This window comes from Streptomyces sp. 11x1, from assembly GCF_032598905.1.
In the GTDB taxonomy this organism is placed as follows: Bacteria; Actinomycetota; Actinomycetes; order Streptomycetales; family Streptomycetaceae; genus Streptomyces.
Map to the genome: position 1 here is coordinate 4754707 of NZ_CP122458.1, position 12319 is coordinate 4767025.

At 70.9% G+C, this 12319-nt stretch carries 10 protein-coding genes; 5 read left to right on the forward strand and 5 right to left on the reverse strand.

Features of this window, described 5'->3' with window-relative positions; translation table 11 throughout:
* Positions 1 to 19 precede the first annotated feature (19 nt).
* From P8T65_RS20755 to P8T65_RS20775, 5 genes are all read right to left on the reverse strand, one after another.
* A complete protein-coding gene (locus P8T65_RS20755) occupies positions 20 to 1447 on the reverse strand; it encodes a PQQ-binding-like beta-propeller repeat protein (RefSeq protein ID WP_316726796.1) in 1428 nt (475 codons plus the stop codon).
* Positions 1444 to 3525 carry a peptidoglycan DD-metalloendopeptidase family protein gene (locus P8T65_RS20760; RefSeq protein WP_316726797.1) on the reverse strand — a complete coding sequence of 694 codons (2082 nt, stop codon included), beginning with the start codon at positions 3523 to 3525 and terminating at the stop codon, positions 1444 to 1446. Before P8T65_RS20760 ends, P8T65_RS20755 begins: the two co-directional genes overlap by 4 nt.
* 6 nt (positions 3526 to 3531) lie before the next feature.
* On the reverse strand, positions 3532 to 4227 hold the full coding sequence (locus P8T65_RS20765) for a hypothetical protein (RefSeq protein WP_316726798.1): 696 nt from the start codon (positions 4225 to 4227) through the stop codon (positions 3532 to 3534).
* Positions 4228 to 4522: 295 nt separating this feature from the next.
* Positions 4523 to 4885 (reverse strand): DUF4913 domain-containing protein, encoded by a 363-nt coding sequence (locus P8T65_RS20770; RefSeq protein ID WP_230214976.1) that lies wholly within the window; start codon positions 4883 to 4885, stop codon positions 4523 to 4525.
* Positions 4886 to 4933: 48 nt separating this feature from the next.
* Positions 4934 to 5536, reverse strand: coding sequence for a hypothetical protein (locus tag P8T65_RS20775; RefSeq protein WP_316726799.1), 603 nt, complete (start codon positions 5534 to 5536; stop codon positions 4934 to 4936).
* 345 nt (positions 5537 to 5881) lie between these two features.
* On the opposite strand from P8T65_RS20775, the gene P8T65_RS20780 reads away from it, so the two are divergent.
* The 5 genes from P8T65_RS20780 to P8T65_RS20800 all read left to right on the forward strand — a co-directional run bounded on the left by P8T65_RS20780 (position 5882) and on the right by P8T65_RS20800 (position 12311).
* On the forward strand, positions 5882 to 7678 hold the full coding sequence (locus tag P8T65_RS20780) for a conjugal transfer protein (protein WP_316726800.1): 1797 nt from the start codon (positions 5882 to 5884) through the stop codon (positions 7676 to 7678).
* A 59-nt stretch (positions 7679 to 7737) separates the two neighbouring features.
* Entirely contained in the window at positions 7738 to 8013 is a 276-nt protein-coding gene (locus P8T65_RS20785) for a TrbC/VirB2 family protein (protein WP_184905623.1), read from the forward strand.
* 52 nt (positions 8014 to 8065) lie between these two features.
* Positions 8066 to 8548: a hypothetical protein gene (locus P8T65_RS20790; RefSeq protein WP_316726801.1), complete on the forward strand. Its 483-nt coding sequence runs from the start codon at positions 8066 to 8068 to the stop codon at positions 8546 to 8548.
* A 93-nt stretch (positions 8549 to 8641) separates the two neighbouring features.
* Positions 8642 to 11638 carry an ATP-binding protein gene (locus tag P8T65_RS20795; protein WP_316726802.1) on the forward strand — a complete coding sequence of 999 codons (2997 nt, stop codon included), beginning with the start codon at positions 8642 to 8644 and terminating at the stop codon, positions 11636 to 11638.
* Between the two features lie 58 nt (positions 11639 to 11696).
* On the forward strand, positions 11697 to 12311 hold the full coding sequence (locus tag P8T65_RS20800) for a hypothetical protein (protein ID WP_316726803.1): 615 nt from the start codon (positions 11697 to 11699) through the stop codon (positions 12309 to 12311).
* The last annotated feature ends 8 nt before the right edge of the window (positions 12312 to 12319 follow it).

Genomic DNA, 12319 nt, shown 5'->3' on the forward strand with positions numbered 1-12319 from the left:
CCATGCGTGCCGGTCGCGGCTACCTCTTCGTCTCGGGGGCGAAGACGAAGAGGTCCGTCCCCGCCAGCACCCCGTAGCCGTTCGTGGTGAGTTGCAGGGGTTCTGCGTCGGCGGTCAGGCCGGGGCTCAGGTCCGGGGCGAGGTCGGAGGCCAGGACCTTCTTGGTCCTCGGGTCCAGCGCGGTGAGCCCCATGCCGTCGACGGAGGCGTAGAGGACATCCGTGGTCGTCAGTCCCCAGGGTTCGACGCTGTGCTCGTCCTCCTTCTGCCGCCACAGTTCGGCGCCCGTCCCCGGGTCCCAGGCCACCGCAGCACCACCGAACCGGGTGACCACAGTGGCGCCGTCCGGAGCCAGGACGATGTTCCCCTGTCCTCGGGAGAGCTCGTCGAGGTCCTGCTTCGGCCCTTCGGCGATCAGCCGACCGGTCTTCAGGTCGACGACGGTCAGGATCTCGTCGTCCGCGTCGTCACCCGGCTGCTTCCAGGCGAGGATGCCCTTGTCGTCGGTGAGGGGGAGGAGACGGGCATCCAGGTCGCCGGAGTCCTCGACCGCGGCGAGGGCGGACGGCCGGTCGACGTCCCCGAGGTCCCACAGTTCCTGGCCGGTGAGGCGGTCACTGACGACCAGGCGGCTTCCGCTGCCGTCGACCACGGACCAGGTCGAGGCGGTGCGGTAACCGAACCCGGGGCCCAGCGGCTGCGGGTCAAGGCCCCGGTCGCGGACCTCGACGGGGGAGCCGCCGCCGATGGGGGTGTACGTGTCGCTCTTGTGCTTCTCCTTCGTGAGGAGGTGCCCGGCCTCGGCGCTCAGGCCGGAGCCGTCCTCACCGGTGAGGGTGGAACTGCCCAGTTCCTTCCCGGACGGCGCGTACATGGTGTACGTCGTGGTGATCGCGGCCTTCTTCAGTCCGTCCGGCTCGACCACGGCGCCGGAGACGACCAGGAGGGCCGGGGAGCCGTCCTTCCACTCGGAGATCTGCAGGAAACGGTCCAGGGACCGCTCCCGGTCGCCCTTCCACTCGGCGGGGACCGTGACGTCGACTGTCCGACGGATCTCGCCGGTGGCGGGGTCGTACAGCCGGGCCCGGAAGCGGCTCTCCGTCTCCTCGGCCTCGGAGTGCTCCGACAGGTCCTCGGTCAGGACCACGGCGTCACCCAGCACACAGGTCTGGGCGTCGAAGTGGACGACCTCGGTCGCGGCCGCCTCGGCCGGGTCGTCGGCGCAGCCCCTGAGGCTGCCGCCCTTCAGGCTCCACACCGGTTCCGCCGACAGGCCGGGCAGCCTCGCCCCTTCGTACGCGGGACCCGTCCGCTGCACGGCTGGGGGTGAGGCCTTGGGCTTCGCCCTCTCCGTCGCCTCCGTGTCCTCGGCATCGCCGCTCCCGCCGCAGGCGGTCAGGACACCGAGGGACAGGATCGTCCCGGTCACCAGGAACGTGCGCCTCATGCGTCCTCCGTACCGGTCTTGCCGTCGCCCTCGACCGCGTTCGTACCGGCCGGGATCGGCACGCGGTAGACGCCCGTGATCTCGTCCTGGACGTCCCAGGTGCTGAAGGAGACCGACTTGCCGGGGCGCGGGGCATGGATGATCTTCTTGGTCTTGGGATCCCAGACGAGGCCCACGTGCCCGGAGAAGCCGCCTCCCTCGGGCCGGAAGAAGATCAGGTCACCGGGTTGCGCCTCGGACAGCGGCACCTCGTACTTGCGGAGCCTGGGCTCCTGATCACGGGTGGTGGCGCCGATGTTGATCTTCCCGTCGCTGGCCATGTAGTACGCCCACTGCGTGAAACTGGAGCAGTCGAAGCTGGTCGGGTTCCGGCCCTGGAGGCGCGGCGCGCCGTACACGTACGGGACACCGACCCCGCGCTGCGCCCAGCCGAGGACAGCGCGGATCACCGGGTCGTCGGAGTCGGGGAGGACACCGGAGGCCCCGGCGCCGTCGGGGGCGACGGCCGCGCCGCCGTTGTCCTCGGCGCACTCCTCGTACTGCGCGTTGCGGCCCTCGCCGTTGCTGTCGCCCGGGACGGTGCCGTAGTCGGGGTTGGCGGTGACCCGGCCCGCCATCCACTCCGCCGGGTCGACCATGCCGGGGCCCTGGTCCTGGCCGCCGACGAACGGGTTGTCGACACCCGGGACGAGGACCTCCCAGTGCAAATGGGGGCCGGTGACATTGCCGGTCGCACCGATGGTGCCGATCTGGTCACCGCGCTTGACGGACTGACCGACAGACACCTTGATCGACGTCTGGTGGGCGTAGAGCGTGATGACACCGTCCGCGTGGCGGAGCTTGGTCATGTTTCCGTACGACCCGCCCGGCCCGGCGACGATGACCTCTCCGTCGGCCGGAGCATAGATCGGCGTGCCGGTGGTGGCCGTCAGGTCCAGGCCGGTGTGGTAGCCGAGGCTCCACATGTTGCCCTGTTTGTGGTAGGGCGTACCTATTTGGTAGGTGCCCTTCTTCATGGGCCACTGCCAGTCCTTGCCACCGGTGACGGGCTTGGCGGCGGGGAGCGCGAGGGTCGTCGAACCGGTGGCGGCGTCTGCGGAGTACGCGGCCAGGGACATCGCGGTGGTGGTGTCGTCGCCGCCGTCGTTCAGCGGGGGCGTCGACCAGGAGCGGGCCGGGCTCGCGGCGATGCTGAGGGCCCGGCTGGGCTGGGCGCCGTTGCCGACCGGCTCGGGGATGTCCGACTGCTTCCCCAGGGTGGGGAAGTCGGGGTTCTTCTCGATCGTCTCCTTCAGATGGGCGTACCAGCGCTTGATGAGGTCCTTGTCACCGGTGAGCGCGCCTCGGTAGCGGGCGGACTGGGTGAGGACGACACGCGGGTAGACGCTGTTGGAGGAGGCCGAACCGGAGTAGATCTGGAGGGCCTTGAAGGGCTGGGTCTCCGCCTTCTTGGCGTGCAGGAAGTTGGCTGCGGCGTAGGCCGCGTCGTCGATGTTGTACAGGTCCCTCTTGCCATCGCCGTTGCCGTCGTCGCCGTAGTCCGTCCAGGCCGGCTTGCCGAACTGCAGGATGCCCATGTAGCCGAGGGAGTTGGCACCGCCGGGCGCGGCCGAGGGGTCCTGGCCGTACTTGGTCTCCTGGTACATCTGCCCGGCGATCATGGTCCAGTCGAGACCGTCGTAGCGGGCGGCCGCGCGCATCGCGGCGAGGATCATCTTCGGCGGGATCTCGTTGCGCGCGGTCTCACTGGGTGTGTACATCTTCCCGGCCGGCATGACCGGGTTGGTGGCCGCCGCGTCGTCGGTGTTGCCCGCCTCGGCGTTGTCGGCGTAGTCCGCACAGGAGGCGGCGGCGGCTCCCGCTCCCATGCCTCCGAGAAGCGATCCCAGCAGCACGAGGACGAGGGTGCCGATCCCGGCCAGGGGCAGGAATCCGACACCCGCCGCTATCCACAGCCACTTCTTGTTGTTGTTCTTCTTGCCGCCACCCGAGCCGTTCTTGACCTGGGCCGCCGCCTTGGCCGCCTTGGCGACCTTCGCCGCCTTCGCGGCGGCGGCCAGTACCGCCGGTGCCACCATCGCGCGTCACGCCCCCGAGTCGTCGGAGGCGCCCACGTCACCGAGCCCGAAGATGTCGAAGCCGGAGACGACCCACTTGCCGTTGACCTCCTGCACGCTCACCAGCCACTGGTTCGACTCGGTGATGGTCTCGCCGCCCTCGGTGCGCGTGGCCTTCACCTCGACCAGGCTGGAGATGGAACGGCCGCTGCCGCGCACCAGATCGTCCGAGATCACCGCGTCGCGCTCCACGACGGCGGTGCCCTTGGAGGTGCACCGCTCGGCCTGGCAGGTGGCCCAGGCCTTGCCGGTGGGCAGCGCCGTCAGCTCCTTCATCCGCTCGTCGTTCAGGGTGAGTTCGAGGAGCGGTGCCCGCCAGGCCGCCGCCCTGGCCGTGTGGTCGTAGGTGTTGATGCCCGCCATGTACCGCGTCATGATCCCGTGGGCCTCGGCGGCCTCGGCTACCGAGACGATCGGCGCGGTCGCCGCGTCGCGGCCTCCGTCCGACGTGTCCTCGTCGGAGTCGGAGTCGGAGGTCTCCTGTCCGCCCGATCCCGTACCACCCTGGCCGGCGGTGGCGGTGGGGCTCGCCGAGCCACCGTCCTCGTCGCTCCCCTCGTCCCCGTCGAAGACGGTGAACACGGTCAGGACGGCGATCAGGAGAACGCCGAGCACCCCCAGGGCCAACAGCCCCGTGCGCTTGTTCTCCTCAGGCAACTCCACGCTCCCGCGCCTCCCTTGTGCTGAGCCGGTACGGCGGTCGACGGGTGACCGGGACACGGTAGGGGGAGGTGTGGGGCGGGGAGCCGAAGGGATTCCCGGCGGGGAAAGCACGGGGTGCCGCCGGGAAAGAGCGGGACACGCGAGCAGGGGGCGGCTGGCCGTGCCGCCCGGACGGGCCGCCCGGCGTCACCGCCACGGGCAGGGGCGAGGCGGGCCGTCGGCGTCCGAGGCACTCGTGTCGGCCCGTACGCCCGGCACCGCTTCGTCGCGCTGTTCCCCCGCCCGTCCGTCCCGCTCACTCCGGCCGGGCGTCCACCGGCAGCGGGTCGAACGGGTAGGCCGTGTGTCCGTCCTTGGGTGAACACGCCGCGAACGGGCCCGCGTCGGCGTCCATCAGCACCCGCAGATGCGGGTCGGCGTGGTGCAGCCACCACGTCGACATGCCGAGCGCGGAATCCTGGCGCAGGTGTTCCCAGGCCAGCCAGAGCGCGGAGAGGCGGGCGCCTGCCTCGGGGTGCTCCCACCAACGGGGGCACCAGGTCGCCGACGAACCGTTGACGCGGCGGCGGACCATCTGGGCGAGGTAGTCGGAGACGAACGCGTAGACGTCCGCGAAGTAGAACTCCGGCTGTTCGGAGGATGCTTCGGTGCCGCTCATCGTTCCGCTCCTGCGGGCTGCTGTCGGGGGCCGGGGACGGTGGAGGGATCAGGTCAGGACGATGCCGAGGAGCAGGAGCACCACGACCACAGCGCCCATCACGATGCGCGCCGTCGGGTCCTCGCGCTCCCACAGGTCGTGGACGAGGGCCCAGCCGGTGAGCCGGGCGGCGCGGCCGCCGTGGAGACCGGGCGCCTGGCCCTGCTGATCCACGTCCACGTCCTCCCCGTCCGGCGGGAGCGGCCCGGACTCGGGGTCGGCGTCGAAACCGACCGGCAACCCCTGCTGCTCCTGGGCCACCAGGACCATCTGCTCCAGGAGTTCGGGAATCGTGTGCGGGGTGAGGGGATAGGTGAAGGTGCCGTACGGCGTCTCCATGCACAGCCGTGCCTGCCAGGGGTTACCGGGCTCGTAACCGTCGACCCAGGCGTGGTCGGCCTGGAAGACCTGGGGCGCCGCCGGTACGGCCGCGGGGGCGGGAGCCTGGACGGAGGCGGGAGCGGGGGCCGGAACGGGCGCCTGCGATGTCGGCGGGGTGTGCCGGACCGACGTCTCCTGGACCGGCGGCGTCTGCTGGATCGGCGTCTGCTGGGGGACGCCCCAGGCGCGCGGTTCGGGCTGCTGCTGCGGGTGCCCGTTGTGGTCGGTCAACTCTCGTCCTTCGCCGGGTCCGTCGGGTGCAGGGTGTTCCGGGACGTCGTGCGTACCGCGGACGTGCGCCGCCGTACGGCACGCGTGCCCCGCGCATTGTGGGCCCAAGGCGGGCCGGGACAGCGAGCCCGCTTTCCCGCCGTGTCCCTGACACTTTTCCCGGCCGCTTTCCCGGGGGCCGCCCCGTCGGGAATCCACACTCTCCCGACGGGGAAAGCGGCGACGGTCCGGTGACAGGTCTTTGTCACACTGCCTGCGCACCTGGCTGGGCCAGGGCCCGTCGTGCGGTGCGGTCGTGACCCGCCCAGGCGGACGGGGAACCGACTCGCTGGAGTAACCGACTCGATGACAGACCACAACAGCCCTGCTGGCGCGGTCGGCGGAGGCCAGCCTTCCGGGCAGCCCGGGTCCTTCGGTCCTCCCCCACAAACCCAACAGCCGCAGCAGCCCCAGCCGCCGCATCAGCAGGCGTGGCAGGCGCAGGGCCAGGGGCAGAACGCCCCGGCTCCGCACCAGGCGCAGCCCGCGGCTCCCCAGGCCTCGCACCCCCAGCCGCAGCAGCTCCCCTCCGACGCGGCCCGTGCGCAGGTCGCCGCCGCCTGGGTGCGCAACACGCCCCAGGCCGGCCAGGCCGCCGTACCGGCGCTGCCGCCGCGCGAGACGCGTCCCGCGAGCGAGTCGAAGAAGGAGAAGCGCGAGCGCGAGCGGGCGGCCCGCAAGGCCGCGTACGAGCAGAAGAAGGCGGCGAAGGAGCAGCGCAAGAAGGGTGGTTCGGCACCGGCCCCCGCCGCTGCCTCGGCCGCCCGGCCCGCCTCCCCGACCGCCCCCCACGCCGCCGGGGGTTCGCCCGCGCACCAGGCGAACGTCCCGGCCAACGCCACGCTCACCCTCAGGGCCGGTGCCGCCTCGGCGACCGGGGCCACCGCGGGGAGCACGGCCGCGGGGCCCTCCGCCACGGGTCCGGCCGCCGGCGCTTCCGCCCAGACCGGCGCCAAGGCCACCCCTGCCGGCGACTTCGGGGTCCCCAAGCCCGGTGGCCGTATCCCCGCAGGTGGCCGCCGTACGCATGTCGCCCTCCGGGCCACCCTGCTGATCACCACCTGTGTGTTCGCGCTGGGCTCGTGCGGGGTGATGGGGCTGGTGATCGGCAAGTCGTCGACGCCCGCGACCGCCGGGCTCGACCCCGCCGACGCGGCCAAGTACCGCCTCAGCGAGTTCCCGACCCGGCAGGCGGCGACCTTCGCCGAGCAGTACGCGCTGCTGTGCATGACGTACTCCCCCGAGACCGCGTCCACGCGCCGTGACGACCTCGCCCGCTACATCTCCTCCGGCGTCGACGGCGAGTGCGGCTGGGACGGCAAGGGAACGAGCAAGGCCGTCGCCGCCACCTGGGACGGCACCGCCGAGACGCTGCCCGAGTACGGCGACCACGGCCGCTACCTGGGCGTGCAGGTCCGTAGCGAGGGCGGCAAGCTGACCACGCTCACCGTGCCCGTCTATGTGAAGGACCTCGCGACCGGCGAGGGCATGCGCGTCGCGGGCGACGTCGGCCAGATGCCGCTGCCGCCCCGCGCGGACGTGCCGCCGGTCGACCAGGACGCCGAGGTCGTGGACGACACCCTGTCCGACCAGCTGCGGGAGCAGGTGCTGCCCGGCTACTTCGAGGCATGGGGTGCGTCCGACACCACGGCCATGGCCCGTTTCACCACGTCCGACGCCACGCAGGCCGCGACCACCGGGCTCTCCGGCGAACTGTCCGATCCCACCGTCAGCGAAGTCGACGCACTGGTACCGAGGAACGTCCAGGGCACCGACCCGTACTCCTACGCCGATGGCCAGGCCGTCCAGCTCCGGGTGGTCGTGGCCTGGACCGACCCGGCCGGCGGGGCCGTGAACCGCTCGTACCGGATGACCGTGGTGAACACGGCCCAGGGCTGGTTCATCAAGGACGTCCGTGGCGGTGTGCTGGACGCGGAGGGCGGCCGGGCCGACGTGGACGAGGAGACCGTCGCGCCCGACGACGACACCGGGTCCGACGAGGACACGGCACCCGACGAGGACGGCGCCGCCTCCCCGTCGCAGTCACCGTCCGCCTCCAAGTCCCCCCGGTCCTCGAAGGACAAGCAGTCCGACAAGTCCTGAGCGTGACCACGTCCCCCTCTTCACCACGCTTTTCACCGTCTGATCGAGAGGAACCACCCGTGTACCTGGCAGCCACCCTGGATTCGATGTTCGGAGAGATCCAGGACATCCTCACCAACGCCGGCACGATGGTCGCCGTCATCGCCCTCCTCGTCCTCGGCATCCGCATGCTGCTGTCGATGAAGCGCGGTGACGGCATGCGCGAGGCCTTCCAGGGTTTCGGCATGATCGCGCTCGCCGCCCTGATCATCGGCGGCGCCAGCGGCCTCGCCGGTGTGCTGATCGACCTCGGCAGCCAGATCGGCGGGGGCGAGGGCGGCCAGGGCAACAACTGACGTCCGTCCGACGGATCGTCAGCCACCCTAGGAACGAGGGGAGTCAGCCGCGATGGCCCAGGAGGCACCGGAGCCGCTGGTCGCGTACGACCACACTGATCTGGTCAACCGTCCCAAGCGGATCTGGAACTGGGGCAACATCCCGCTGCCCGGCCTGCTGCTGCCCGCGCTGGGCGCGGCCTTCGGCTTCGGCCTGGTCTGGCTCATCGGGCTGTTCACCCTGTCCGCGTTCCTGCCGTTCCTCGGCATGTCGATGTGGACGTCGATCCTCTACTTCGGGCCGCCGTTCGCCGTCTACTTCGTCTGGGGGCGGCCCCTGCCCTCGGCGCTCACCCTGAGCCAGCAGCTGGTGGTGTGGACCGACTGGTGGTTCCAGCCCAAGCGTCTCCAGGGGCTCTCCGCCGACCAGGAACCGGAGGAACTGCACTGGCAGGTCATCCTCTGGACCCCCGGTTCACCACGCTGGCAGGCGCGTTACGACGACGCACGCCGGGCGGCCGCCGAACGCGGCACCGCCTTCGCGGCTCACCGCTGAGCCACTACCGCGCACCGACCGGTCCCGCACCGACCCCCGGTCCCGCACCGACCCACCTCCAACCGACCTCGATCCACCGCAGGTGACTCCTCCATGTTCATGATGATCCTTCTGGGCGGGGCGGCCGCCTTCTTCGTGGTCGCCATGATCATGGCCGCCTCGTCGGGCAAGAAGCAGGGCCAGGGCGGAGGCGGCAGAAGCTCGTCCTCCTCCCGCTCCAGGTCCTCCGGTTCCTCGGCCTCCGCGCGCCGCGAGGACCTCCGCCTCCCCTACCGCTACGCCGACGACATGATCTTCGTCCACGGCGACTCGGTGTGGACGGGTCTCGTCCTGCCCACCGCCATCGACGAGTACCTCAACGCCGGCGAACTGCAGGCGATGGCCGAGGGCCCGCCGCGCGGTCTGCTCAACCTCGCCCGCGGTGACCGCAACGTCGAGTGCCACTACCGCAAGGTCTACCAGCCGATCACCGCGCTGACCTGGGCGGAGGACCTCAACGCGGTCGCCTGGGACCCGACCGACAACTACAAGGCGTACAACCTGCGCAAGGCCGAGTACCAGGAGCGCATCGGCGCCAAGCGCGAGCGCAACATCCTGCTGGTGAAGCTGGGTTCGGTGAAGCGCACCGGCGGCGGGACGGGTGTGCTGTCGCAGGACGACGAGCCGCACGACGACGCCGGCCTGCTCAAGGGCGTGAGCGGGGCCGCCGACCAGGTCACCGCCGCGGCGACCGGTGTCGCGGACGAGTACCTGTCCCCGTCCGTGGTCGCGGAGTGGACGCAGGTCGCGGCCGAGGTCCACGAGAGCCTGGAGAACCTCCGCGGCACCCCCCTCACCCGCGAGGAGCTGGTCTGGCTGATCCGCAAGCCGCTCCACGGCGACCTGCCAGTCCCGCCCGAGCCGGTGCTCGGCTCGCGCGCCTGGGGTCCCAACGCCTTCGACCTCGTCGTCGACTTCTCCGGTGAGAACCGCAAGACGCACATCGTCCTGAACCAGTACGACGAGATCACCGGCGAGCAGCAGACCAGCTACACGACGACTCTGGTCGCCGCCAACTGGCCCGCGGAGACCCGTTTCCGCCAGTCGACGGCGTGGGCCCGGTACGCCGCGCAGCACGTGGACTTCCCGGTCGAGATCGACATGCGGTTCACGCTCATCCCGTACCTGAAGTTCAAGGACCGCGCCGACAAGATCCGCGGCAACCTCGTCGACGAGATGAACGACATGGCCAACTCCGGCCGCAGCCCCGACACCAAGCTGGCCACCCAGGTGACCCGCGCCCAGGAGCTCGTCGACGACATCGAGGAGCACAAGATGCCGGGGATGGAGGCGCAGATCCGCTTCACGATCTCGGCCCCGGACGTCAAGGAGTTGGAGCGTCGCCGCCGGGTCCTGGAGATGCAGTTCAAGCAGGATCTGAAGGTCACCTTGCTGCGCCCGACCCGCCAGCAGTGGCGCCTGCTGCAGTCCCAGCTCCCGGGCGACGCGCCGAAGCTTCCCATCGCCCCCTACCTCCGCCTCCAGGAAGTGGAGCAGCTGGGCGCCGGACTGCCCACCGCCGGAACGGAGTTGGGCGACAACCCTGAGCAGCGCTCCGGAAAGCGGCTCGGCTGGGTCGGCAACCTGGTCGGCTGGGCGGGCAAGATGCCGGTCCACTACTCCCTGCACGTCGGCCCGGCCCGCAACGACGGCGGTGGCCTCGCCATCGTCGGGGCCTCCGGTGGTGGTAAGTCCTCCCTGGCCCTGCAGAAGTTCTACGAGGAGTCCGAGTCGGGCGTCCGCTGCCTGGTCATCGACCCCAAGACCGACTTCGCCCAGCTCTGCTACTACCTCGCCTTCGGTTCCCAGGTGAACGACCCGGACTTCGCCGGCGACGCGGAGACGGGCCTGCTGGGCACCCCGGCCAGCAAGTTCCAGCCGGTCAACCCGGAGTTCTGGGCGGAGACCGAGGTCGTCGACCTCCTCAAGGGCCAGGCGGGCGTACTGGACCCGTGGGTGATCGCCCGGGACGTCCCGGCCGGTCGTCTCCTCGCGGAGTCCATGCTGCGCGGCTTCCTCGGCGACGAGGACTACCAGCGCGTACGCCTCCCCGTCATCGAGGCGATGGCCACGGTCATCGGCCGCTACAACTCCGCGATCCGGCAGGCGGTGGACCAGGGCCTGACGGCCCGCGACGCCGACCAGCAGGTGCCCCGCCCGACGTTGTGGCAGGTCGTCGACGAGGTCGTGGCGGCGTACGACCACGCGATCGCGACGAACGACCGCGAGGCGGCGAAGGACCTGAAGCTCGCGCAGATGCTCCTCACCGAGCTGCGCACCCTCCCCTACGCCCGGCTCGCCTTCGCCGAGCGCCCGCAGCCGCTGTCCGCGATGCGCAAGCGCCGTACGGTCATCACCCTGCGAGGCTTCCAGTCACCCGCCGCCTCGGACCCGCGCAGCTGGAACCCGGCGGAACGGCTCGCGGCGACGGCCCTCATGGCGGTCGTGGAACTCGGCAGCCAGATGCTCGACGTCGGCTACGAGAAGAACCCGGTGACGGGCGAGATCGGCCTGCGCCCCAAGGCGCTGTTCGTGGACGAGGCGTACGTCGTCACGGCCACGGAGTCGGGCCGCGACCTGATGCGCCGCGCCCTGAAGCAGGGCCGCTCCTACCTTGCGGTCACCGTCCTGATCACCCAGCAGGCCATCGACCTGGTGCAGATCGAGGACTCCGAGGCCCGCAGCGGTGGCGCCAACCAGATCCACACGGTCTTCGCCTTCAAGCAGAAGTCCGCGCAGGAGGCGTCCCTGGTGGCCCCGCTGCTCGGCCGCCCCGAGGACGACCCGAAGGTCATCGCGGCCCTCCAGGAACTCCGCACCGGTGTCTGCCTGCAGCGCGACGCCGACAAGCGCGTCGGTACGGTCGCCGTCGACCTGGTCTTCAAGGAGATCCTCGCGGCCACGGACACCAACGGCACGACCCGCCCGGCCCGCCAGGGGGTCAACCCGCCGCTGAGCGTGTGGGACTGGACGTTCCTGCAGGAGATGACGGAGGACCCGGCGCGCCCCACGGCCCCGGAGACGACGGCCCCGGAGACGGCCACCGTGTGACCTCCCACCGCCAGCGCCGCAGCGCCCCCCACCCGTAGCCCCCAGCCGAAGAAGGACCATGCGAATCAAACGAGCACTCACCATCGGCGCCCTCCTCCTCGTGTCGGTGTCCCTGACGGCATGCGGCGGTGACGACGACACGAGCAAGCCGTCGGGGAAGGCGAGCGCGGAGGCGGGCAAGGGCAGCAAGGAGTCGACCGGTGAGAAGCAGCCCGACGCCCTGCCGGCGGCTTCGGACATGGCGTCCATCGAGTACTTCCTCAACCAGCACGCCGCTTGCCTGGATCTCCAGACCGGCAAGGAGTACGACGCCTCCACCCAGGCGGAGCGCTACGCCGCCTGGCTGGAGGAGGACCAGTCGACCGACCCGGTCTGGGCGATCAAGGACCGTGCCGTCTGCATGGACCAGTACGACCACCCCAACACGCTGCTCCTGATCTCGGACATGAAGCAGTTCCAGACGACGATGAAGGAGAAGGGCTACCGCGGCATCCTCATCGGCAAGGACTTCGCGGTGTACCCGCAGGACGACCAGACGGCTGAGGCTCTGCGGACGTCGGGCCTCAACTACCTGGCGTGTGACCCGAAGTTCGAGGTCCCGAGCGGCTACGAGAAGAAGCCCGCGCAGGCCGACGGGTGCGTCATGACCACGTACATCCCCACAGACGTCTGATCCGCTCC